This is a genomic window from Paenibacillus sp. J5, from assembly GCF_054955055.1.
Genome location: NZ_JBUEDD010000005.1, coordinates 207,835 through 231,309, shown reverse-complemented (window position 1 = coordinate 231,309; position 23,475 = coordinate 207,835). Strand labels below are relative to the sequence as shown.

Here is a 23,475-nt window from a genome sequence, read left to right as displayed (position 1 = left end):
GCGATGAAGGAAGCAAGCGTGTATCATCTGAACGGCAACCGCCCGGACAAGGACATCTATCCATCCACACTGCGGCTGGGAGGGACAGATCCTGCGGGCAACACGATAAGCTTCACCAACTACTACATGGAATGGAACGGCGAGCCATATTTCGGCATATGCGGCGAATTTTATTACTCTCGCTACCCCCACCGCGCGTGGCGGACGGAGCTGGCGAAGATGAAGGCTACGGGCGTAAATATCGTAGCGACCTATATTTTCTGGAATCATCATGAGGAGCTGGAGGGCGTCTATTGCTGGGAGGGGGATCGGGATCTTCGCCGCTTCGTCGAGCTGTGCGCGGAGCAGGGGCTGCATGTCATCCTGCGGATCGGCCCGTTCTGTCATGGCGAGGTGCGCAACGGCGGCATGCCGGACTGGCTGTTCGGCCGTACCTTCGAGGTGTGCTCTAACGATCCTGCTTACCTGCGGTATGTAGACAAGCTCTACCGGGAGATCGGGCGTCAGGCTCGGGGGCTGATGTTCAAGGATGGCGGCCCGGTCATCGGCATTCAACTGGAGAATGAATTCCGCGCCTCTGCCGCGCTCTGGGAGGTGACCGCCAAGCAGGGGGATGAATATATGAACGGCGGCGAGGGCGGCGCAGAGCATATGCGAACACTCAAGGAGCTGGCCTGTGCGGCGGGGCTGGAGGCCCCAATCTATACGAGCACAGGCTGGGGCGGCGCCCCCATACTGGAGGATGAGGTGCTGCCGCTCTATGGCGGCTATGCCTACACGCCATGGACAGTCAAGCGGGATCAGCCGCTGCAGCAGCCGACAGGGGAATATGTATTTGTCCATTTCCATCATAATACCGCGCCTGCCGGGGAATTCGACCCGCCATACGACCGAACACGCTATCCGTTTGCCTGCTGCGAGATGGGAGGCGGCATGCAGACATGGTATTTGGCGCGCTTTGCAGTAGAGCCCGAGAGCGCGGCGGCGATGGCGCTGATGAAGATCGCCGGAGGGTGCAACTTTGTCGGCTATTACATGCTGCATGGAGGAACGAATCCGTTAGGTCGAACCGGATACCTGAATGAAAGCTCCACGCCGCGCTTTACCTATGACTTTCAGGCGCCGCTTGGCGAGTTCGGCCAGGTGCGGGAGTCCGCGGCCAGGCTGCGGCTGGTGCACGCGCTGGTGCGCGAATTCGGCGGTAAGCTGGCACAGATGGATACCGCGCTGCCGGACGGAGCGGCGGACATTGCCCCGGATGACAGCCAGACGCTGCGCTATGCCGCCAGAGTCAGGGGCAACAGCGGCTTCCTGTTCGTGAACAATTATCAGGATCATGTACAGATGCGGCGCCATGAACAGGTGACGTTCCGGGTGGAACTTGGGGAGGAGACGATCACCTTTCCACGCCATGCGCCGCTCGCTATTGCGGACAAGCTATCGGCCGTATTCCCGCTCCATCTCGATCTGGACGGAGTGATGCTCCAGTATGCGACGGCGCAGCCGATTACCCGAATCGAGGATGGGAGCGGCGTGCCGCATTACTTCTTCTTCATGCCGGACGGCGTAGACAGCGAGCTCTGTCTGGATGCGGATAGCGGCAAGCTGGAGGTAGTGGAGCATCGCGGCGCTGCCTGTATCCGCACGGTGCAGGAGGTATGCTTCGTGATGCGCGCGGGGGCTCGCGCGGACCTTCGGCTGCGTACAGCCGCGGGCGGCGAGCTGCGGCTTGTCGTGCTGCCGCTGCAAGAGGCGCTGACGCTGACGGAGCTGGAGCTGAAGGGGCGCAGACGGCTGGTATGGTGCGAGCATCCGGTGGCTGTAGAGGGCGAGCGGCTGCAGCTCTTCACAGGCGGCGAAGAGCAGGTGAGGCTTGCCATCTTCCCTGGCGAAGACCTGGGCGCTCTGGCAGGCGTCGGGCTTGCCGGTCTGGAGAAGACGCTGGCGGAGGATGGCACACTGACCTGTGTGCTTCAGACGCAGCCGGTCTCCATCGCGCTGCATCTGGAGCGGTGCAGCGACAGCAAGGTGGCGCTCCAGATTGCCGAGGAGGCGTACAGCGGTGTGGAGGACATCCTGCTGTCCATTGATTACATCGGCAATGTCGGCTATGCCTTCGCCGGCGGAGAGCTGATCCACGATAACTTCCATAACGGTCAGCCGTGGGAGCTTGGCCTGTCACGCTTCCGCGAGCGCATCGCCGGACGCGAGCTTGTACTGCAGGTGACTCCGACCCATCCTGAGGTCGTGCCTGCAGACGGAGTGCTTTCACAGGAGCGGCACGCTCACATCCGTGATGTCAGCGTGCGCCCGGTGTGCCGACTCGTGCTGGCGTAGCAACTGCGAAGAAGCCGCCCCCCATACCGCCTTACACGGTGGTACGGGGGGGCGGCTTTTTCGCATACTGGGCTATCATTTTGCACATATTTTCCGGCCTGAAAAATTGTTCTTGCTATCGCTTACATGCGGCGTTATAATGAAGTCGTGAATATATTCTCTATGTTGAACAGATGTTCACGGGGGAGGAGGAGAGAGCGGAATGGATACTAATCAGGAAAGAACGAGATTGCTCGTCAAGATCAGTTCTTTCTATTATCTGGACGGTATGAATCAGCAGGAAATATCGGTTCGGCTGGGCATTTCCAGACCGCAGATCAGCCGGCTGCTGGCAGCGGCGAAGTCAGAGGGGATCGTTCAGATCCATATTCGTAATCCATTTTCGGAGGAGCAGACCTACGAGCGCGCCATATCCGAGACATTTGGCATTAAGGATGTTATTGTGGTCAATGGTCAAAATAGTGACAAGTCGATCGTTGCCCTGCAGATGGCTAACGCAGCGGCAGCACTGCTGGAGAACATGATACGCGATCGCGATGTGGTCGGTATTATGGCCGGCAGGACGATTGCCAGCGTGGGTCGGGAGATGAGTCCGTCAGGCAAGAAGGATGTGCAGTATGTGCCGATGATTGGCGGATGGGGCTCGGAGGGCGCGGTATGGCACGCCAACTCCAACACACGAGTATTTGCGGAGCGGACGAATTCACGCTACTTGCTGCTGAATGCGCCGGCACTTGTCGCTTCGGCTGAGGCACGGAATCATTTTCTGAATGAACAGGAAATATCCGAGGTGCTTGGCAAGGCTCGCAAGGCGTCCGTGGCGCTTGTCGGGATCGGACAAGTATCGGATCGCTCGGCGATTGTGCAGTCCGGCTATGTTGACAAAGAGGGGATTGATCGTGCCCGGGACATTGGCGCGGTATCCAATATATGCACCTCGTTCCTGAATACTGCCGGCGAGCGCATCGAGAATGAGGCAGAAGCCCGGATGATCGGCTTGAGCGTCGATGATCTGAGAGACATTCCGAATGTCGTGGCGATTGCCAGCGGCAATGACAAGATTGAAGCGATTACGGCGGCGCTGCGGGGCAGATGGATGAATGTCCTGGTTACCGATATGGCCACTGCTAAGCAAGTGCTCGATTGGCATCGTTTGTATCCTGCTAACTAACAGCAGGATGCGGGCGATTCAATACAACCAACAGAAATAAGGGAGGCCTTGACAATGAAAAAAATGATGGTGATTTTGGCAGCGCTTTTACTCGTTACCGCGTTAACGGCTTGCGGCTCCAGTAACAGCGGAGCCAAGGGCAGCAGCGAAGGGAAGAAGACGATCTCGATTTTGACACCGTATCTGTCCTCTGTAACGACCAATGAGATGGTGGAATCGCTCAAGAAGCAAGCAGAAGATAAGGGCTGGAAGACGCAAGTCATTGACACCAAAGGCGATGTAGGGCAGCTAGCAAGTCGTATGGAGGATGCTGTATCCTCCAAGAGTGATGCCATCGTCATTGTCAGCACCGACCCGAACCAGTTGAAGAACCAGATTAAAAAGGCCAAAGACAAAGGCATCCCTGTCTTCGGCAGCGATTCCGGCTATATCGAAGGCATGACAATGAATGCGACCAGCGACAATGGCGCCATGTCGGAGATGATCAGCCAGTATCTGTTTGAGAAGATGGGCGCGAAGGGCAATCTGGTTGTGCTGACGCACCGTCCGCATCCAGGCGTGCTGGCACGTACACTCAAGCTGGACGAGCTGCTGCAGGCCAATCCCGAAGTCAAGAAGCTGACAGAGCAGCAGGTTGAGGTGCCAGGCCCGATCGAGAATGCGCGTAAGCAGATGGAAAGCTTGCTCCTCTCCAATAAAGAGGAAGGCGCGATCACCGCTGTATGGGCAGGCTGGGACGAAGCAGCGATCGGCGCAGCACAAGCGATCGAGGCAGCAGGACGCAAGGACATCATCGTGACCGGAATTGACGGCAACAGCCAGGCGGTCGACATGATCAAGAAGGGCACCCCGCTGGTAGCGACGGTGAAGCAGAACTTCTCCGGCATGACCGACATCGTCATCAAGCAGATCGAATTGGTATTCCAAGGCCAGCCTGTAGAAGGCACTGAATTGTATGCGCCGGCCGAACTGATTACACAATAATGAACATCAAGGAGGGGTAATCTTGTCTCTTCTTAGAGTAGATGGCCTGAGCAAAATATTCGGACAGCACTATGCGCTGTCCGAGGTCAGTCTGGACATTCTACCCGGCGAGGTGCACGCGCTCGTCGGGGAGAATGGCGCAGGTAAGTCAACCTTTATCAAAATTGTAACCGGTGTCTATTCGCCAGATGGCGGAACACTGCGGTGGAAGGGTCAGCCCGTACAGGTTAACACGCCGGGTGATGCCCGGCAGATCGGTATTAATGTGGTTCACCAGGATCGTCACCTTATTCCTTCATTTACAGGATATGAGAATTTGTATTTGGGCTTGTCGTATCCCAAAGGCAAGCTAGGTGTGGGTGTGCAGTGGAAAGAGATGAAGCAGCGCGCCAAGGCGCTGATGGATACCTATGGTGTGACCTTAAATATGAACAAAACCGCTCAGCGGATGTCTCCGCCGGAGAAGACGATGCTGGAAATTTTGCGGGCGATGATGCAAGAGTGCAGCCTGCTCATTCTGGATGAGCCGACGGCATCTCTGACCGATCAGGAGTCCGAGCAGTTGTTTGACCTGATCGGCAAGCTGACGGCAGCGGGGACATCGATCCTGTACGTATCTCACAGGATGGATGAGATCTTCCGGCTGTCCGACCGCATTACCGTATTCCGCAACGGTCGGCATGTTGCGACGGTGAACCGGCAGGATACAGACCGGGACGGTCTCATCTCGCTGATGAACGATAAAGAATATAAGAAAGCCCACCGCGAGGAGCGGGACATTCACGCCGGAGAGCCGGTGCTGGAGGTACGCGGGCTGCACTCGGAGGACGGCAAGGTGAACGGTGTCGATCTTCAGGTGCGGCAGCGGGAGGTTGTTGGCATCTTCGGATTGGCTGGAGCAGGACGCACCGAGCTGCTGGAGACGGTATATGGCTTGCGACGCAAGAGCGCGGGCGAGATCGTCCTGCAAGGTCGCACGCAGACATCCACGAGTCCTCGCCGTTCGCTCGATCAGGGTGTCGTCCTCATTCCCGAGGAACGCAAGCGGGATGCACTCGTGATGGATATGGCGATTCGGGAAAATATTACGCTGCCGTTCCTCTCCCGCTTCTCCAGCGGATGGAAGATGCGCAAGCGTGCCGAGCTGCAGGAGTCGGAGCGCTGGATGACCGACCTGAAGGTGAAGGCTGCCGGTACCGAGCAGCCTGTGGGACAATTAAGCGGTGGCAATCAGCAGAAGGTTGTCTTCGCCAAGGCGCTGCTTAGCTCGCCGAAGCTGTTTCTGTGCGATGAGCCGACCCAAGCAGTCGATATTATGACCCGCGATGAGATTCACCGTCTGCTGAGGCACCAGGCTGATGAAGGCTGTGCGGTGCTGTTCGTCTCGTCAGACCTGCAGGAGGTGCTCGATATTGCCGATCGGCTGTATGTGCTGCATGAAGGCCGGATCGTCGTCGAGCTCCCGAACAAGGATGTTACCCCCGAACAGGTGCTGGCTTATTGTTTTAGCCAGGGAAAGGATCGTGTACACACATGACAGAAGCTAGCAAAGGAATATCCTATATCCGATTGATTCGCACCTATGGCACCGTGATGGCGGGCTTGCTGATTGTATTGGCATTCTCGCTGCTCAGCCCGGATTCATTCGCAACCGTCGGCAATGCTATCAATATTAGCCGCCAGATTTCCTTCCTCGTCATCATCGCACTGGGCGCAACGCTCGTGATGGCTGTTGGAGAGTTCGACCTGTCGGTCGGTGCAATGGCGAGTATGGGCGGCGTCTTTGCCGCCAAGCTGGCCGTTGCCGGCTATCCGATGGTTGTCGTTGTCCTGCTGCCGATGCTGGCAGCGATGGCGGTCGGCTACATTAACGGCTGGATTGTTACTCGCTTCAAAGTATTATCATTCATTACTACGCTCGCTATGGGTACAATTATTGGCGGCATCAACTTCAAAATTACAGGGGGCGCCACCGTATTCGAGAATATCCCGGAATCGTTCCTCGTGCTGGGTCAGACCGAGCTGGGTGATATTCCGCTGCTCTCGATCATTATGCTCTTTATGACGGTGCTGTTCTGGTACATTATGAGCCACACCGCATTTGGACGTAAGCTGTATGCCATCGGCGGCAATGAATCGGCCTCCCGCGTAGCGGGCGTGCGCGTAGCCTTCAATAAGAATGCTGCCTTCGCTCTGTGCGGCATGCTGGCCGCTATCACCGGCATTCTGATGGCGTCGCGCCTTGGCTCGGCTCACCCTAACGGCGGTGACGGGCTGTTCCTGAACGCTTACGCTGCGGCATTTCTGGGGATGACCTCCTTCAAGGAAGGCGTGCCGAACGTATGGGGCACCTTCGTGGGCGCTGCCATCATCGGGATATTGGCTAACGGCATGACGATCCTCGCAGTGCCGACCTTTATGCAGGATGTGATTACAGGCTGTATCGTCATTGCGGCTGTGCTGATGCAGAAGATGGGACGTGGAACAGCATGAGTCATCCCATTTTGAACCCCCGCAACCTTGAAGCCTGGCAGGCGGCCAAGGAACGCGGAGAAGCGCTGCTGATCGGCTACCTGATTGCAGGCGATCCGAATGCGGAGGAAGCGCTAGATGTTATGCAGGAAATTGTAGAAGCAGGAATTGATATTATTGAGCTTGGCATCCCGAGCCGGGAGCCGAAGCTGGACGGTCCGATTATTCAACGCGGGCATGGCCGGGCTTTTGCTGGCGGGATGGACACCGAGGAGGCATTGCTTGCGCATTGCCGCCAGATTCGGGAGCGATTGTCGGTACCGATCTGGGCGATGGGCTACAAGGCCGATGTCGTCGGTAGCGGACTTTACCTGAAGCTCGTTGCCGAGGGGCTGATTGACGCGCTCGTGCTGCCCGACTGCTCGCTGGAGGACATGGTGCAGGTGCAGCAGGAGGTTGCTGAAGCCAAGGTGGATGTCGTGCGCTTTGCCAATGGCGGGATGGATGATGAGACGCTGGTGCGCGTATGCGATGGCGCCGGAATCATCTATGCGATGTCCTATGCAGGAACGACAGGCGATCCGATGGCGAATGTCACCGATCTGTCGGGTCTGTGCGCCAAGCTGCGTGCAAGCTTGCCTGACGGCATGCTCGTCTCCGGCTTCGGTCTGCGCACACCGGAGAAGGTTGGACAGGCAATCACGAGCGGGTTCGACGGCGCTGTCGTCGGCTCGGCGCTGGTTGCCCGGCGCGAGAACGATGAGAAGGATTCGTTATATCGTCTCGTGGCGGAGATGAAGATGGAGACGATGACCACACACGAGGGGTGATCTGGATGAGCTATATCGCAGCATTTGATCTGGGCACGACCAACACGAAGGGCGTGTTGGTCGATGAGCAGGCCTCGATTGCATTCGAGAACAACATTCCGATGGAGGTCAGCCAGGCACAAGGTAGCGTCGAGCAGCATCCAGAGGATTGGTACAAGGCCATAACCGAGATTGCACAGCACTGGTTCCGGTCCGGGATCGATCCGGCCAGCATCAAGCTGATCTCCTTCAGTGGACAGATGCAGGACTGCATTCCAGTCGGTGCAGATATGCTGCCTGTGCGGCCGGCCATTCTCTACTCTGACGGCCGTGCGGGCGAGCAGGCTGCCCGGCTGCTGGCGGAGCTGGGAGAGGACGAAGTGACGCGCGAGACGGCCAATCATATGGACGGCACGCTGACGCTGCCGAAGATGCTCTGGCTCCAGGAGCAGGAGCCGGACAGCTATGCTAAGGCCGCATCGTTCCTCATCAGCTCCAAGGACTATATTATTGCCCGGCTGACGGGCCAATTCGTGACCGATCCGACCTCGGCAGCGACCACAGGCATGATGCAGCTTCACAGTCGTAGCTGGATGACCTCCTGGCTGGAGCGACTCGGGCTGGATGCAGCGAAGCTGCCGCAGATTATCGGCGCGGATCAGATTGCCGGCACCGTCCATGCTCAAGGCGCACAGTATACCGGCTTCGCAGAGGGAACGCCGGTGCTGTGCGGCATCGGTGATGCAGGGGCTGCGACCCTTGGCGCTGGCGTATACGAGGAAGGCGAGGTCTATGCTTACCTTGGCACGACCGGCTGGGTGGCAGCCGCCTCCGCTGGACTGATGGATGTCAGCAGCGGGGCGTTCAATCTCGCCTATGTCGAGCCAGGACGCCAGATCTCGATTGCACCGATGATGAATGCGGGCAGCGCCCATCGCTGGGCAGTTGACACCTTCGGGCCGTCAGCGTCATTGCCTGCGGACGTTGCAGGCGCGTCGGAAGGTGACAACACCGCTGTCGTTAAGGCGAAGTCTGCGCAGGATAACGCCTTCGAGGCCTTCGAGCGCGCGGTTGCCGAGGCGGAGCGCGAGTCGGGCGTACTGTTCCTGCCGTATCTGTACGGTGAGCGCTGTCCGGTGCAGGACAGCCTGGCCAGTGGCAGCTTCATCGGTCTGCGAGCGGCTACGACGAGGGCGCAGATGGGAGCCGCCGTACTGGAAGGCGTCGCTTATTCGATTCGCCAGGTGATGGAGCTGGTCGTGAGCCGGGATGCGAAGCTGCGCGTCACCCTGATCGGTGGCGGGGCGAAGAGCAAGGTCTGGTGCCAGACCATTGCTAATGTATTGCAATGCGAGCTGGTGGTGCCGGACGATTCGCAATATTTGCCTTCGATCGGCGCAGCGCTGCTTGGCTTTGCGCATCTGGGCTGGGGAGATGAGCTGGTCGAGCTGTGCGGGCGCATCAAGGCGGCGCAGGCGGTACAGACCTTCACCCCCGATGCTGCACTTGCAGACTACTACGACAAGCAATTCGCACGTTATAAGAGGATGTACGCCCACTTGCAGCCGTTGTTCCAACTCTAGAACAGCGCGCACAGGCACAGGGAACAAGCAAGCCCCCTCGTCTCTATTGAGATGCAGGGGGCTTTGTCGAGCGCGTATGGCCCCAGCTCCATCTCGGGGCAGCGCACGGTATCATGCAGCACGCAGTAGTAGCTGTCCGGCAGCTCAACTTGTTGCGGAGTGCGGCTTTAGAGTGAACACGAACAGGCAGGTGCCAAGCCGGGCTGCTATTTCAGCTTATCCCAGGCAGCTTGCATATTTTTTTGCCAGGTCGGCACATCGCTCTGACCTGCAAGGAAGTGCTGAATAGCGCTGCCGAATTCCTGTGCGACGCCATCCGGGTATTTGCCTGCATGGTGAGGGAAGATGTCGCCCTTCTCAATATAGTTCATCAGGTCGGCAGCAATTGGCCCTACATCCTCTGCGGTAGCCTGAATTGTAGTCATAGCCGGAATAAATTTGAATTTCTTCACGATATACTCTTTGCCGATATCAGAGGTGACGAGCCAGTTCAGGAACGTTTTGGCTTCTTCCTTGGCTGCAGAGTCCTTGTTCACGACCAGATTCACGGGGACGCCAATCGTTACCTTGCCGGTTCGGGCTGCATCATCATTGAGTGGCATCGGCAGCATGCCGATATTCAGGTTCGGGCTGATGCCGTCAATCATCGTTTGTGCCCAGTTGCCTTCCTGCATCATCGCCGCCTCGCCATTGGCAAACATCGTCACTTGTGTATTGTAGTCGGTCGTCAGCGGGTTTTTGTTGCCATAATCCAGTGTCAACTGCATCAGCTTCGCCCAGTCCTCAAAATGCTTGTTGCCGATCATCGATGCCGTCCCGTCATTCAGCCCGGCGATGAACTCGTCGGCATTGTCCTGATTGGAAAAAGCCACACTGATCCCTTGACTGCCGACGAGCCACCATTCCTGATAAGCGTTGGCAAATGGCGTGATGCCGGCGGCCTGCAGCTTTTTCGCCGCCTCCTCCAAGGCGGAGTAGGTCATCGGCAGCTCGGCAATGCCAGCCTTGGCGAACAAGTCCTTGTTATACACGTATCCAAATCCCTCCAGATCAAGCGGCAATCCATATACCCTGTTCTCCTTGGTGATGGCTCCTGCAGCGAGCTGCACCAGATCGTTTACCCATGGCTGATCGGACAGATTCTCCAGCTTCTCCTCCCACATATCAAGACTCGCATAGCCGTTGTTGGAGAAGATGTCAGGCGCTGCGCCGGATGCAAATTTGGCTTTCAGCGCCGCATCGTAGTCTGCACCGCCGCCTACCGTTTGAATGTCCAGCTTGATGTTCGGATAATCCTGTTCGAAGGCAGCCTTCAGCTCGTTAAGCCCTTCCACGATCTCTGTTTTGAATTGAAAGACGGTTACAGTCTTTTGCGGCCCGCTGCCGCTTGCGTTGCTTCCCCCCGCTGTTCCTGCACTTGTCGGGCTCCCGCCTCCACCCCCGCATGCTGCCAGCATCACCGACAGTGACAGCACGGATGCCATAACGATTGAGAGCTTGCTATTCTTCATCGTAGTAATCCCCCTATTCAAGTAATAAGACTGTGAATCATGGCTATATGGAACAGCAGTTGGAAGGGAGCTAGCCCTTGACCGAGCCTGCTGCAATTCCCTCGACAATATAGCGCTGCAGCGCTAGGAAGAAAATAATAATCGGTGTAATGCCCAGGATGAGCGCTGGCAGCGCGATATCCCACTGCTTCGTATATTGACTGAAGAAGGCAAAGGTCGCCAGCGGTATCGTGCGCAGCTCCGGTGTCTGCAATATCAGCGACGGCAGCAAATAGTCGTTCCAGACCCATAGACAGTTAAGTACAATGACGGTCATCATCATCGGCTGTAACATCGGCAGCACAATACGGAAAAAGACGCTAATCCCGGTACAGCCGTCGACAACCGCTGCCTCTTCGATCTCTGCCGGAATCGACTTGACGAAGCCATGGAACAGAAACAGTGTCATCGACGCCCCCAGACCCAGATAAGTGAAAATCAGTCCGAATCGACTGCCGTTCAGCCCCAGCTCGTTCACGATGCGCAGCAGCGGCATCATGATCGACTGGAATGGAATGATCATCGAAGCGATGAACATAAAGAACAGCACGCGGTTGAATCTTGTATTGGTCCGCACCATCCGATAGGCGCCCATGGCGCTGATCAGCGCCATCAGCGAGACGCTGACGACGGTAATGAGGAAGGAATTGGTGAAGGCTTGCGGGAATTTGGTAAGCTCCCAAGCCCGTGTGAAATTATCCCACTGCACAGCCCTCGGCCAACTTGCCGAGTCAGACATAATCTCGCCAAACGGCTTGACCGAGTTGACGAACAGGAAGTAGAACGGCGACAGAAACAGCAGCCCGACCATAACGGTAATGACCTCGGTCGCAAGCATTTGTCCTGTATAACGCTTGGTAGCCATCTTATGCTTCGACCTCCTTGTTTTTTGTCAGACGGACTTGCAGCATCGTAATGACGGCAACAATAACGAAGAACAACATCGCCTTGGCCGTTCCAAGGCCGTAACGATTGTTCTGGAACGCCTCGTTGTAGATATTCATCGCTACCGATTCGGTTGACTTGAACGGCCCGCCTTTGGTAAGCGACAGATTCAGATCAAACATTTTGAATGCCCATGAGATAGCCAGGAACAGACAGATCGTCACCGCAGGCATAATGAGCGGAATGATAATGCTGCGCAGCATCTGCCAGCGGTTTGCGCCGTCAATTTCCGCTGCCTCTACAATTTCGCTCGGCACGTTGGTCAGCGAGGAGATATAGATCACCATCAGATAACCGGCTGAATGCCAGATGAACACAATGGAAATGCCCCAAAAGCCGGTTGTGGCGTCACCCAGCCACGGCAAGCCAAAAAACGACCAGCCTGTCAGATCATAGAGCGTCGAGAAGCCCTTGATGAAGATGAACTGCCAGATGAAGCCCAGCAGCAGGCCGCCAATGACATTGGGCATGAAAAAAATCGTGCGCAGCACATTGCGCAGCTTCAAGCCTTGAATCAGGAAGTAGGCGAGCGCGAAGCCGACGATATTGGTCAGTACGATTCCGACGAGCGTGAATCGGGTTGTGAACCAAAAGGAGGACCAGAAGTCCGGGTCATTCGTGAAGATCGTTTTGAAATGGGCAAGCCCGACCCAATTCACCTGTGACGCGACGCCATTCCAGTCCGTCAGCGCGTAATACATGCCGAGGAAGAATGGAATGACGACGATGATGGAGAAAAAGGCAACAACAGGTCCGACAAAAATAAGCTGCAGGCCCCATCCGGCTGCTCGTTTGGGATTCATGGCGCAGCCCCCTTTCTTTATAATTGTAAATTGTTGTATTGTTATTATGGCTGGAATGTGGCGGAGGGAACACCGACAGAGGAGAACTTTCAGGGGGAAATTATTGATCGGGGGTGGGGCTCATTGTGAAATGGAGTAGCATACGCGCCAGGCTGATCCTGTTTTTGCTGACAGCGACGATATTGCCGATTGTAGCCACGATGCTTGTCACGTATTTCTATACGGCGCAGTCGCTGCGTGATCGGGTCGCTGGAGAGGACAGCAAGCTGCTGTATCAGGGCGCGCGTAATCTGTCCAGCCTGCTTGACGATCTGAATCGCAGCTCCTCCAATGTGTACTCGATTTTGACGCTGCTTCAGGGAGGATACGACGATGCGCAAAGCGGGTCGCGGGTATATTCTGTCCTCTCTTATATAACGGCCTCTGTGCCGGATATTTTTCAGGTGTATCTGTATGATACCCGATCTCGCAAGGCCACGCTAGTCACGCTCAACACGCCGCAGCGCAATTATAATACAGATGTCTACCCGGACGGGCTGGAGGAAAACAAGGGGATTATTTGGACCCAGAAAAGCCATATGAGCCATACCTATGGCTTGACCGGGCTGCAGCCGAAGTATCCTTCAGAGTCGGTGTTTACCATGCATCGGCGCATTGAGCGCGTACCGTCAAGCGAGGTGGTCGGCTATTTATCCATCGATGTAAAAATGTCGGCGTTGACCGACATTGTGGATCAACTGTATGAGCGCAATCGCGAAACGATCTATATTGTCGACGATAATGGCGATCTGATCTACACTGACGATACCACAAGACTCGGCCAGCCGCTGCAGGAGGCATGGTATACCGGACGGATTGCTGTGGAAGGGGCTGATCGCGGGCATTTCGAGCAGGAGGGCAGCATGCTCGTCTATCAGCAGCTTCCGATGCGCGAGGCACGCTGGACGCTGATTAAGCAGGTGCCCGTCGCCTATCTGGTGCGCGAGGCTAACCGGGCAGTTGCGATCAATCTGCTGCTGCTGGCCCTATCTCTAATTGTTATTGCTGCGGCAACGATTCTCATCTCGGTGCGCATTACGGCACCGATCAAGCAACTGCTGCGCTATATGAACCAGATTCAATCCGGCAATCTGAATGTGGACATCAAGCCAGTGGGTCAGGATGAGATGGGTATCGTCACACTGCGTTTTCGGAGCATGATGGATACGATCAACAACTTGATTTTACGCGAATACAAGCTGGAGCTGGCGAATCAGTCCAATCAACTGCGGGCGATGCAGGCCCAGATCAATCCGCATTTTTTGAATAATACGCTGCAGATCATCGGTACACTGGCGCTGGAGCTGAAGGTGCCCCGCATCTATGCGCTGCTGTCGTCCTTGGCAAATATGATGCGCTACAGCATGCACAATACGGACAAGACCGTGACGCTCCAGGAAGAGCTGAATCATGCAAGAGCCTACATAGAATTGCAAAAGGAGCGGTTTGAAGATCGGTTCCGCTTTCACTGCGAGGTGGAGGAGCAATTGCTGTCATTGTTGATGCCGAAAATGGTATTACAACCTATATTAGAGAATTATTTCAAGTATGGTATAGATCGAAATGGCGAGAATGGTGAGCTGACTGTAACGGCGAAGTCGGTGGCGGGAACTGGACTGGTACATCTGACGGTTCAAAATAACGGCGCTTCCATTGCCAAGGAGCGCCTGGAGCAGCTCCATCAGGAACTGGCATCCTGGTCAGCAAGCGGTGTCAACCCTCCCGTCGATCCGCAGCGCAATCTGCACGGGTCATCCATCGGGCTGGTCAACGTACTCCAGCGCCTCAAGCTGTTCAGTGGTGAGAGCTCGTCGCTGGTAATCAGCAATAGCGAGCCGACCGGTGTGCGGATCGTCGTCACGATCGCAAGAGCGGGCCCGGATACTGTGACCCAAGTCGGGTCTGCGGAGGCGGCTGCGTCTTGGCCGAACAAGTATGAAAGCGGAGAGTGAAGCATGAGAGCACTAATCGTTGATGATGAGGCGAGAGTACGCCGGGCAATTCGGCTGCTCGTCGATTGGGAGGTTCATGGTATCGAAGCGGTGGGCGAGGCGTCCAGCGGGCAGGAGGCCATCGAATTGATTCGTCGTGACAAGCCAGAGCTGGTCATTATGGATATGATGATGTCAGAGGGCAATGGATTGGAGTTGATGTCATGGATAGGCGATGAAGCGGCTACGCCCAAATTAATCGTTGTAAGCGGTCATCATGATTTTGAATTTGTACGCGCTGCAGTTCGCCATGGCGGCATCGATTATATCTTGAAGCCGATTGAACCGGAGGCGATTCATGCGGCGGTGGCCAAGGCGGTGGGGCAATGGCGTGAAGAGGAGCGGGAGCGGCAGTCCTCGCGGCAGCAGACGATTAGACTGAACGAGTTCAAGCCGATCTATGACGAGAAGCTGCTCTCCTCATTGATCGATGATCCGGCGACAGCGAAGTCCTCGCTGCGCCGTCTGCACAGCGAGGGGGTCATCCCGCAGCAGGCGGCCAGTGCCCGACTGCTGCTGCTGCAGACCGACCCGGCGGATACCGAGCTGCTTCAGCGTTTCGGCGGCAACAGCGAGCTGCTTCATTTTGCACTCGTCAACATCTGCAACGAGTTTCTGACACCCTGCGGCCGTGGGATCGCCTTCAAATATTGGGGATCGCCCGGCGAGATTATATTGCTGGTCTGGGAGCATCTGGACTCTATGCAGCAACTGGTTGACGTCATCAATGACGGGCTGGAACAGACGCTGCAGCGTCGCATGCATATGGGCATGGGAGTGGCAGGCGCACTGCCGCGCAGCCTGCCGCAGCAATACCATGAGGCGGTTGTCGCCCTCCGCCGCCGCAACCTGCTCCAGCCGGACAGATATGCACATGACATCACTGCGGCAGAGCCTGCAGGTGCGCTCAATGAACATGCTCTGGAGCCGCTGCAAGACGGTTGGAGGATGGCTGTGCTTAGTGGAAATCATGGCGAGATTGAGGTGGCCATGCGGCGCTGGACCGACATGCTTGGCCGGGCAGAAGCCATCACCCCCGAATGGCTGCAGTTTTGGCAAGCGAGTGTACATTCCTTCTGCGAGCGGCTGCTGCGGGAGAAGCTGGGCGGGGAGGCCGAGTCGGTTCGCGCAGAGCTGGAGCGGCAGGGCTGGCTCGGCAGCGCCCCCTCCGTCGGCGGGGCGTCCTTTTCCTTCTCTATCTATGCCTGGGGAGATTGGCTGCGAGCTGCACTAACCGGATTGTCCAGGGTAATACTGGAGCACCAGGCACGCGAAAGCAGCGCGATCAATGATATTGTCGCCTACATCGACAAGCATTATATGGACAATCTGTCCTTGCAGCAGCTTGCTGCTGCTTTCCATTTGAGCCGCGAATACATTTCGCGTAAATTCAAGCAGGAATTTGGCCACAATTTCTCCGATTACTTGAGCGCCTACCGCATCGGCAAGGCAAAGCAACTGCTGCTTAATCCGTATCTGAAGCTGGTGCAGATCGCAGAGATGGTTGGCTTCAGCGACGTGAAGTATTTTAGTAAAGTCTTCAAAAAGCAGGAGGGACGGTCTCCGCGCGAATATCGCCAGCAGCAGGAATCGCGTGGTTAGTCTGCTTAGGCATCGTGCAGCATCCACGTGGGTCTCACCCTTTAGATTCAGCGCAACCTGCGGCAGCATGATTTTGTGTCCCGTCTCAGTGATGCAGAGCTACATTAGGCGCTTTTGTGACACAATTCGCAATCGGCAGGCCGCTGGACGCGTTGCCGACGGTTCAAGCCTTGTGCTACCTTGCCGGATACAGGCATAATAGAAGGATAACGTTCGGGTTTGTGAACAGGCTGGAGGTTTGTAACATGTACCACAATTTGGAGCAATGTATTTTGGATCTGGAGCAGCACGGACAGCTTGTCCGCATTCGCGAGGAGGTTGATCCTCACCTAGAGATGGCGGCAATCCATCTGAAGGTGTACGAAGCGGGCGGCCCGGCGCTGCTGTTTGAGAATGTCAAGGGCTCGCGCTTTCGCGCCGTCTCGAATCTGTACGGCACCATGGAGCGCAGCCGTTTCATATTTCGGGATACTTGGGAGCTGGCGGAGCAGGTGATTGCGCTGCGCAATGATCCGGTGAAGGCGCTGAAGCAGCCGTTCAAGCAGCTATCCGCAGCGCTCGGCGCCTGGAAGGCGCTTCCACTTCGCAAGTCCGGCGGCGGCCCGGTAGCAGCGCAGGAGATACAGATCAGCGATCTGCCGCTTATCCAGCATTGGCCGATGGACGGCGGAGCCTTCGTCACCTTGCCACAGGTTTATTCGGAGGACCCGGACAAGCCGGGGCCGATGAAGTCCAATCTGGGCATGTACCGTGTTCAACTGACGGGCAATGAGTATGAGCTGAATCGTGAGATCGGCCTGCACTATCAGATCCACCGTGGGATTGGCGTTCACCAGTCCAAGGCGGTCAAGCAGGGGAAGCCGCTGAAGGTAAGCTGCTTTGTCGGCGGCCCGCCAGCGCATGCCCTGTCCGCTGTCATGCCGCTGCCTGAGGGGCTGAGCGAGGTGATGTTCGCTGGCCTGCTGGCTGGAAGGCGGTTCCGCTACAGCTACTTGGACGGCTTCTGCATCAGCAATGACGCAGACTTCGTCATTACCGGGGAGATCTATCCGGGTGATACGAAGCCGGAGGGGCCGTTCGGCGACCATCTGGGCTACTATAGTCTGACCCATCCGTTCCCGGTGATGCGGGTACACAAGGTCTATGCTCGTCCGAATGCGATCTGGCCGTTCACCGTCGTCGGACGTCCGCCGCAGGAGGACACCGTATTCGGGGCGCTTATTCATGAGCTCACCGGGGACGCGATCAAGCATGAGATTCCGGGAGTCAAGGAGGTGCATGCGGTCGATGCGGCAGGTGTCCACCCGCTGCTGTTCGCCATAGGCAGCGAGCGGTACGCGCCCTACGAGGAGACGCGTCAGCCTGCGGAGATACTCACGCTGGCTAACCGCATTCTCGGCACCGGGCAGCTAAGTCTGGCGAAGTATCTGTTTATTGCCGCCGAGGAGCGACAGCCGCTGGACACTCATGATGAGGCTGCCTTCTTGACCTATATTCTGGAGCGGCTCGACCTGCGGCGCGATATTCATTTCTATACGAATACGACGATCGACACGCTCGATTATTCCGGCACCGGGCTGAACACAGGCAGCAAGGTCGTCTTCGCGGCCTGCGGCAGCGCCAAGCGCGAGCTATGCACCGAGGCTCCGCAGCAGCTATCGGGACTGCGAGAGTTCGAGGGTGCCCGTCTTGTGATGCCGGGCGTCGTCGCGCTGCAGGGGCCGGCGTATACGGATGCCAGGCAAGCGCAGCGCCAGGTGCAGGAGCTATGCGAGGCGCTCGCGGAGCGGGGGCCGCTAAGCTCCTGTCCGCTCGTAGTGCTGTGCGATGACAGCGAGTTTGTGAGCCGGTCGCTCAGCAATTTTGTGTGGGCAACCTTCACCCGGAGCAATCCGTCTCATGATATTCACGGTGTCAACGGCAGCTATGAACATAAGCATTGGGGCTGCGACAATATCGTGCTGGATGCCCGCATCAAGCCGCATCATGCCCCGCCGCTTGTTCCCGACCCGGATGTCGAGAAGCGTGTGGAGCGGCTGTTCGTCAAGGGAGCGAGTCTTGCGAGCGTCAAGCTGTGATGGCTCTAGGCGCTGAGCTGTACGAGATGTCGGCCGTTGGCCTCATCCCAACATAGAATAGAGAGCAGAGCACGAGCCCTTGCATAATCCGGGCTTGTGCTCTTGCGCGTCATGGAGCAGGCTCCACCTGCAGAGCTGTGGCGTCAGATGATTGAGAAGCCAGTTGCACATATAGTACACTGTAAGGAGCATTCGGACAGCAGAACAAGGGAGGGAGGAGATTATGAACTGGGACGCCTATATTGAACGGTGGAGCCGCACCTCTGTGAGACTGGTCGACATCCGGCAGCTTAACGCCGCAGAGGGGATGGCAGCGGGACGCGAGCCGTTTCCTGTCAGCTTCTTTGTCTTGACGACACACGGGATCGCTCACGTGAGCCATTTCGGTGAAGTCTATGGCCTCAGAGCGCATCATATTGTGCATGGAGGACAGGGCAACGAATGGCGCGTTATATCGGCAAGCGAAGACTTTAGCGGTTACATCATGTTGTATCAGGCCATGTGCGATACGCCAGAGGAGCAGGCCAGCTTCCAGCTTCCCTATGAACTGACTCCATACCGCGTGCTGCCATTGCTGGAGAAGTGCCAGACGATGCTGCGCCTGTGGCAGCAGGGAAGCGCGCTTGACAAGCTGCAGGCACAGTCCGTCTTTCTATCCTTTGTATACGAGTCGATGCGACAGGTCAATAGCGCCACGGACAGCAGCCGTATGATCACCGAAGCGATCCACTACATCCAGGAGCATTACAAGGAGCCAATCACAGCCGAGGAGCTGGCTCGCTTGCATCATTGCAGTGTGAGCTATCTGTCTCGCTTATTCAAGAATCAGATCGGGGTAGGCCCGATCGAATATTTGATTTATGTGCGCATCCATAAATCCAAGCAGTTTTTGTTGAAATCCGAGGCCCGCATTAAGGAGATCGCGGCTAGCGTGGGCTATGCCGATGTGTATTATTTCAGTCGTTTGTTCAAAAAGCATACCGGTCGTTCACCGCAGAAATTCCGGGAGGACAACCGGAGGGAAGTTCAACATAATCCATTGCATCTGCCGAAATCATCCATTGTTTCTCCTGGCCTGCTTTCTCATAATGATAATGAGAGTTATTATCAGATAGATAGGACGGAAGGGGACACAACCATGTTTAGATTTTCAAGGCCAGCTATCGGAGCCATGATGCTGTTATGTACATCCTTGCTTCTGAATGCATGCCAAGCGAGCCAACCTGCGGGAGGCGCATCTGCGCCGCCTGCCTCGGCTCATAGCGCTGCGGATACGGAAGCGGCAGCAACCCGCTCGTACAAGCATCTCAAGGGGACGAGCGACATCCCGGTCCAGCCGCAACGAGTCGTTAGCCTGTTTCACCTGGGCGAGCTGATGACGCTCGGCGTGAAGCCTGTCGGTACGACCAGCTTCGTTCTGAAGAACCCGCTGCTGAGCGATGTTGCCAGTATTACGGATGTTGGTGTACCCCCCGATGCGGAGAAGATATTGTCGCTGAACCCCGATCTGATCGTGACCACCGCGCCTTTCGCGGAGGTTGTCGATGGCGGATATGAGGCGCTGGAGAAGATTGCGCCCACGATCGTTCTCGAGCAATATGATGAACCGCTGAAGGATGTTCAGATGTTTGGAGACATCTTGGGCAAGCAGGAGGAGGCGCAGCAATGGAGCGAGGCCTTCACGGAGAAAATAGCGGCTTACAAAGAGAAGATCCGGCCATATGTCGGAGCTGACGAGACCTTTACTATCTTGAATGTACGTTCCGGGGGGCTGTTTGTCTATGGCGATACGAACATGGGCGGCAATATTCTGTACAAGTATCTCGGTCTGAAGCCGCAGCAGAAGGTAGCGGATGAGGTCATCCAGGGGGACACATGGGAAATATCCAATGAGGTCGTCAATGACTTTATCGGAGATCGGCTGTTTCTTGCTGTGAACAAGGATGCCGGCGACAACCTGAAGGAGGTCGAGAAGCTGATCCAGCATTCGTCGGCGTGGAAAGCGGGTAAAGTCTACACGATCGATTTTGATGAATTTCTGTACAGTGACCCCATTTCTGTGGATAAGCAGTTGGATATAATTGCAGATCTGCTTGTTCCGGGCGGGAAATAAGGGGAAGTGTCAGCGACGATTGCCTTTTTGCGGCTCCTTGCGTGCAAACCGGATGTTTTCTGGTATAATCAACTTTATTGTATCCGATCCTAGAAAACAAAGGGGAGCTAGTACGTGAGCAACATTGCAAAAACATTGACGATTGCAGGCAGCGATTCCAGCGGGGGCGCCGGCATTCAGGCGGATCTGAAGACATTTGCCGAATATGGAACCTATGGCATGAGCGTGCTGACGACGATTGTGACGATGGATCCTGACCATAGCTGGCGCCATCAAGTCTATCCGGTGGATGCTGCGCTTGTCGCTGAGCAGATCAAGACCGCCTTCGCGGGTGGGCCTGTCAGTGCGATGAAGACAGGGATGCTAGGCAGCGTGGACATCGTCCGTGTGACGGAGCAAGCGATTAAGCAGAATAAGCAATCCAATGTCGTCATCGACCCGGTTATGGTGTGCAAGGGCGAATCCGAGGTGCTGAATCCCGAATCGGCGGATGCCATCCGCGACCTGCTGTTGCCGCTGGCAACTGTCGTGACGCCTAACCTGTTTGAGGCCGGAGTGCTGTCGGGACTCGGCAAGCTGGCCTCGCTTGAGGACTTGAAGGAAGCAGCCAAGCGTATCCATGCATTGGGCGCGCAGAACGTTGTTGTCAAGGGAGGCAAGGCGCTGAACGGGGAACAGGCGATTGATGTGCTGTATGATGGAGCGAGCTTCGCCGTGCTGGAGACGGACAAGATCGTGCCGGCGTGCAATCATGGCGCGGGCTGTACCTTTGCGGCTGCAATCACGAGCGGTCTAGCCAACGGTCTTAGTGTGCAGGATGCCGTTCATAAGGCCAAGGATTTCGTGACGGCGGCCATTCGGGGCGGCTTCGCCTTCAATGCTTATGTCAGCCCGGTATTCCATAGCGGGTATCGATTGCAGTCATAATAATGTGTCTGCCAGCGGCTACGCCCAAGCTAGCTGCCTTGCTATGGCTATAGCTGTTGCTGTTAACTGTATGGCTGCGTCCAGCCCGACGTTGCCCGATCGAAAACACTGGAACCTTCATTTTCGTGAATCTCGCGATGGTGAAGGTTCTTTTCGTGCTCTGCCTGTCTTCAGGCAAGCGGGAGTCGTCTCTGTGCTTACGTTGTGAGAACATCGTTTTATCCCCCCTGATTCATGAAATGCCCTCTCTCTGTCTATGCCGCTCCTCTCGTACAATAGGATTACGAATCAAGAGGAGATGATGGCATGCGTAGAAACCGGCTTGGTGCCTATTTATTCAGCTTTCCCAGTTTTTTTCTGACCGTGGCGCTCGGCATATACCCGATAGCGTGGGCACTGCGATATATGTTTTATGACTACCAGGGCTACGGGGAGATGCGATTCGTCGGGCTGGGAAACTTTGCGCGCATTATGCGTGATGCGGAGTTTTGGCAGTCTGTAGTGAATACGTTCATCTATGCTGGCGGCAAACTAATCCTTACCCTGCCGTTGTCGCTCATTTTGGCGGTCATATTGAACCGCAAGCTGCGCGGGCGCAATGCGTTCCGGGCAATCTTCTTCCTGCCGACCATCTTTAGCGCATCCGTAATGTCCATTGTCTTTTACATTGTATTTAATTCGTATAACGGCATTCTGAATCAATATCTGATGAAGCTTCATCTGGTCAGCGGCCCGGTCGATTGGCTTGGGGCATCCAAGGCGATGCTGACGATCGTTATCATAGCGGTATGGGGGGCAATCGGCAACTATATGCTGCTGTTTCTGGCAGGACTGCAGGGCATCCCGGAGGAGATCTACGAGGCCGCTTCGCTCGATGGCGTCAACCCGGCGCAACGCCTCTGGTACATTACGATTCCGATGCTGGGGCCGGTGCTGCAGATGATCGTCATGCTGGCATTGACCACCTCGCTCAAGGGCTATGAGAGCATCATGGTGCTCACGGAGGGCGGGCCATTCGGCAAAACCGAGGTCATGTACCTGTATTTGTACAAGCTGTTCTTCCCGTTGACAACTACCGGTACAGCGGTGCAAAACATCGGCTACGGCAGCGCGGTTGGCTTCACAACGGCTGTCATCGTCGGTCTGATTACTTGGGCCTATTTCTGGATGTCCAAAAAATTGAGCAGCATCTACTAAAAGGGGGAGAACGACTCATGGCATTGAAAAAAATAGCCGCGCGCAGCCCGATGTGGCTGCTGCTGATCTTGATTTCTATCTTCATGCTGTTCCCGATCATCGTAGCGATTCTCGGCTCCTTCAAGACGAATCTGGAGCTGACGACCGGAGCGACGGTATTCCCGGAGCAGTGGCAACTAAGCAACTATGTGACCGCCTGGACACAGGCCAATTTCTCCAGCTACACCTTTAACAGTGTATTCGTCGCCGTATTTGCTACAATCGGCACACTGCTGGTGTCCTCCATGGCAGCTTATGCGGTCGATCGCGCCTCGTTTCGTGGAAAGAAGCTGCTGATCTTTTTGCAATCGTTCACCTTATTTATCTCGATCGGGGCTGTCGTCCTTCGTCCGCAGTTCGACCTGATGGTCACTCTCGGTTTGCACCGATCGCTTTGGGCTGTCATAATCATTTTGATTAGTGCTCACGCAACTGCGTTTTTTATGGTGATCGGATTTTTTCGCAGCATTCCTAAGGATCTGGATGAAGCGGCATTGATTGACGGCTGTAACTTCTACTCCATCTTCTGGCGTATTATATTGCCGCTGCTGCGGCCTGCGCTTGGTGTGGTAGCGCTGTTTACCTTTCGCGGCGCGTGGAATGAGTACATCCTGCCGCTCGTGTTCTCACTCTCTCGTCCCGATCTGCAGACGCTGCCGGTTGGCCTCGCCAATCTGCGGTTTGGTGCTGGCGCAGCGGTCGAGAATCAGTTGATGCTGGCCGGGGCGTGTATCTCGATCCTGCCGCTGCTGCTCGTCTATGTGTTCGCCAACCGTTCCTTCATGCAGGTAACCGCAGGCTCCGTCAAGGGCTAAGCCGCGTCTTCCGATCTGCT

Annotated in this window: 18 protein-coding genes; 14 read left to right on the top strand and 4 right to left on the bottom strand. The window is 56.1% G+C overall.

Annotated elements, in window-relative coordinates:
- Positions 1-3 precede the first annotated feature (3 nt).
- From ACY1JZ_RS11135 to ACY1JZ_RS11105, 7 genes are all read left to right on the top strand, one after another.
- Positions 4-2,337, top strand: a complete 2,334-nt coding sequence (locus tag ACY1JZ_RS11135) for a beta-galactosidase (RefSeq protein WP_462629199.1) — start codon at positions 4-6, stop codon at positions 2,335-2,337.
- Between the two features lie 202 nt (positions 2,338-2,539).
- On the top strand, positions 2,540-3,508 hold the full coding sequence (locus ACY1JZ_RS11130) for a sugar-binding transcriptional regulator (RefSeq protein ID WP_462629198.1): 969 nt from the start codon (positions 2,540-2,542) through the stop codon (positions 3,506-3,508).
- A gap of 54 nt (positions 3,509-3,562) precedes the next feature.
- On the top strand, positions 3,563-4,492 hold the full coding sequence (locus ACY1JZ_RS11125; protein ID WP_462629197.1) for a sugar ABC transporter substrate-binding protein: 930 nt from the start codon (positions 3,563-3,565) through the stop codon (positions 4,490-4,492).
- 22 nt (positions 4,493-4,514) lie between these two features.
- The gene (locus tag ACY1JZ_RS11120) at positions 4,515-6,029 is read left to right on the top strand and encodes a sugar ABC transporter ATP-binding protein (protein ID WP_462629196.1); all 1,515 of its coding nucleotides are present in this window, start codon (positions 4,515-4,517) and stop codon (positions 6,027-6,029) included.
- Positions 6,026-6,985 carry an ABC transporter permease gene (locus tag ACY1JZ_RS11115; RefSeq protein ID WP_462629195.1) on the top strand — a complete coding sequence of 320 codons (960 nt, stop codon included), beginning with the start codon at positions 6,026-6,028 and terminating at the stop codon, positions 6,983-6,985. The genes ACY1JZ_RS11120 and ACY1JZ_RS11115 overlap by 4 nt, the downstream gene beginning before the upstream one ends.
- Entirely contained in the window at positions 6,982-7,794 is an 813-nt protein-coding gene (trpA, locus tag ACY1JZ_RS11110; RefSeq protein ID WP_462629194.1) for a tryptophan synthase subunit alpha, read from the top strand. Before ACY1JZ_RS11115 ends, trpA begins: the two co-directional genes overlap by 4 nt.
- A gap of 5 nt (positions 7,795-7,799) precedes the next feature.
- A complete protein-coding gene (locus ACY1JZ_RS11105; protein WP_462629192.1) occupies positions 7,800-9,356 on the top strand; it encodes a xylulokinase in 1,557 nt (518 codons plus the stop codon).
- Between the two features lie 206 nt (positions 9,357-9,562).
- On the opposite strand, the gene ACY1JZ_RS11100 is transcribed toward ACY1JZ_RS11105, so the two are convergent.
- The 3 genes from ACY1JZ_RS11100 to ACY1JZ_RS11090 form a co-directional block, all read right to left on the bottom strand.
- Positions 9,563-10,867, bottom strand: a complete 1,305-nt coding sequence (locus ACY1JZ_RS11100; protein ID WP_462629190.1) for an ABC transporter substrate-binding protein — start codon at positions 10,865-10,867, stop codon at positions 9,563-9,565.
- Between the two features lie 70 nt (positions 10,868-10,937).
- Positions 10,938-11,771: a carbohydrate ABC transporter permease gene (locus ACY1JZ_RS11095; RefSeq protein ID WP_462629189.1), complete on the bottom strand. Its 834-nt coding sequence runs from the start codon at positions 11,769-11,771 to the stop codon at positions 10,938-10,940.
- Between the two features lies 1 nt (position 11,772).
- Complete coding sequence (locus ACY1JZ_RS11090; protein WP_462629188.1) at positions 11,773-12,654, bottom strand: carbohydrate ABC transporter permease; 882 nt, start codon at positions 12,652-12,654, stop codon at positions 11,773-11,775.
- Between the two features lie 125 nt (positions 12,655-12,779).
- Here ACY1JZ_RS11090 and ACY1JZ_RS11085 point away from each other — a divergent pair, with 125 nt between their 5' ends.
- From ACY1JZ_RS11085 to thiD, 5 genes are all read left to right on the top strand, one after another.
- Complete coding sequence (locus ACY1JZ_RS11085; RefSeq protein WP_462629187.1) at positions 12,780-14,645, top strand: cache domain-containing sensor histidine kinase; 1,866 nt, start codon at positions 12,780-12,782, stop codon at positions 14,643-14,645.
- 3 nt (positions 14,646-14,648) lie between these two features.
- On the top strand, positions 14,649-16,286 hold the full coding sequence (locus ACY1JZ_RS11080) for a response regulator transcription factor (protein ID WP_462629186.1): 1,638 nt from the start codon (positions 14,649-14,651) through the stop codon (positions 16,284-16,286).
- A 245-nt stretch (positions 16,287-16,531) separates the two neighbouring features.
- The gene (locus ACY1JZ_RS11075) at positions 16,532-18,364 is read left to right on the top strand and encodes a UbiD family decarboxylase (RefSeq protein ID WP_462629184.1); all 1,833 of its coding nucleotides are present in this window, start codon (positions 16,532-16,534) and stop codon (positions 18,362-18,364) included.
- A 223-nt stretch (positions 18,365-18,587) separates the two neighbouring features.
- Positions 18,588-20,477 (top strand): AraC family transcriptional regulator, encoded by a 1,890-nt coding sequence (locus ACY1JZ_RS11070; RefSeq protein ID WP_462629183.1) that lies wholly within the window; start codon positions 18,588-18,590, stop codon positions 20,475-20,477.
- A 114-nt stretch (positions 20,478-20,591) separates the two neighbouring features.
- Positions 20,592-21,404: a bifunctional hydroxymethylpyrimidine kinase/phosphomethylpyrimidine kinase gene (thiD, locus tag ACY1JZ_RS11065; protein ID WP_270164436.1), complete on the top strand. Its 813-nt coding sequence runs from the start codon at positions 20,592-20,594 to the stop codon at positions 21,402-21,404.
- On the opposite strand, the gene ACY1JZ_RS11060 is transcribed toward thiD, so the two are convergent.
- Positions 21,364-21,618 carry a hypothetical protein gene (locus tag ACY1JZ_RS11060; protein WP_462629182.1) on the bottom strand — a complete coding sequence of 85 codons (255 nt, stop codon included), beginning with the start codon at positions 21,616-21,618 and terminating at the stop codon, positions 21,364-21,366. The genes thiD and ACY1JZ_RS11060 overlap by 41 nt on opposite strands.
- A 92-nt stretch (positions 21,619-21,710) precedes the next feature.
- On the opposite strand from ACY1JZ_RS11060, the gene ACY1JZ_RS11055 reads away from it, so the two are divergent.
- Both ACY1JZ_RS11055 and ACY1JZ_RS11050 read left to right on the top strand, forming a co-directional pair.
- On the top strand, positions 21,711-22,601 hold the full coding sequence (locus ACY1JZ_RS11055; protein ID WP_270164434.1) for a carbohydrate ABC transporter permease: 891 nt from the start codon (positions 21,711-21,713) through the stop codon (positions 22,599-22,601).
- A 50-nt stretch (positions 22,602-22,651) separates the two neighbouring features.
- Positions 22,652-23,455: a carbohydrate ABC transporter permease gene (locus ACY1JZ_RS11050; protein WP_442954922.1), complete on the top strand. Its 804-nt coding sequence runs from the start codon at positions 22,652-22,654 to the stop codon at positions 23,453-23,455.
- Positions 23,456-23,475: the final 20 nt, after the last annotated feature.

What these genes read in the sequence shown, in the direction of transcription:
- ACY1JZ_RS11125 (WP_462629197.1), top strand. Translation starts at nt 3,563, where the DNA reads ATGAAAAAAATGATGGTGATTTTGGCAGCGCTTTTACTCGTTACCGCG.
- ACY1JZ_RS11070 (WP_462629183.1), top strand. Translation starts at nt 18,588, where the DNA reads ATGAACTGGGACGCCTATATTGAACGGTGGAGCCGCACCTCTGTGAGA.
- ACY1JZ_RS11075 (WP_462629184.1), top strand. Translation starts at nt 16,532, where the DNA reads ATGTACCACAATTTGGAGCAATGTATTTTGGATCTGGAGCAGCACGGA.
- ACY1JZ_RS11105 (WP_462629192.1), top strand. Translation starts at nt 7,800, where the DNA reads ATGAGCTATATCGCAGCATTTGATCTGGGCACGACCAACACGAAGGGC.
- ACY1JZ_RS11095 (WP_462629189.1), bottom strand. Translation starts at nt 11,771, where the DNA reads ATGGCTACCAAGCGTTATACAGGACAAATGCTTGCGACCGAGGTCATT.
- ACY1JZ_RS11055 (WP_270164434.1), top strand. Translation starts at nt 21,711, where the DNA reads ATGCGTAGAAACCGGCTTGGTGCCTATTTATTCAGCTTTCCCAGTTTT.
- ACY1JZ_RS11090 (WP_462629188.1), bottom strand. Translation starts at nt 12,654, where the DNA reads ATGAATCCCAAACGAGCAGCCGGATGGGGCCTGCAGCTTATTTTTGTC.
- ACY1JZ_RS11080 (WP_462629186.1), top strand. Translation starts at nt 14,649, where the DNA reads ATGAGAGCACTAATCGTTGATGATGAGGCGAGAGTACGCCGGGCAATT.
- ACY1JZ_RS11130 (WP_462629198.1), top strand. Translation starts at nt 2,540, where the DNA reads ATGGATACTAATCAGGAAAGAACGAGATTGCTCGTCAAGATCAGTTCT.
- ACY1JZ_RS11060 (WP_462629182.1), bottom strand. Translation starts at nt 21,618, where the DNA reads ATGTTCTCACAACGTAAGCACAGAGACGACTCCCGCTTGCCTGAAGAC.
- ACY1JZ_RS11050 (WP_442954922.1), top strand. Translation starts at nt 22,652, where the DNA reads ATGTGGCTGCTGCTGATCTTGATTTCTATCTTCATGCTGTTCCCGATC.
- trpA (WP_462629194.1), top strand. Translation starts at nt 6,982, where the DNA reads ATGAGTCATCCCATTTTGAACCCCCGCAACCTTGAAGCCTGGCAGGCG.
- ACY1JZ_RS11100 (WP_462629190.1), bottom strand. Translation starts at nt 10,867, where the DNA reads ATGAAGAATAGCAAGCTCTCAATCGTTATGGCATCCGTGCTGTCACTG.
- ACY1JZ_RS11115 (WP_462629195.1), top strand. Translation starts at nt 6,026, where the DNA reads ATGACAGAAGCTAGCAAAGGAATATCCTATATCCGATTGATTCGCACC.
- ACY1JZ_RS11135 (WP_462629199.1), top strand. Translation starts at nt 4, where the DNA reads ATGAAGGAAGCAAGCGTGTATCATCTGAACGGCAACCGCCCGGACAAG.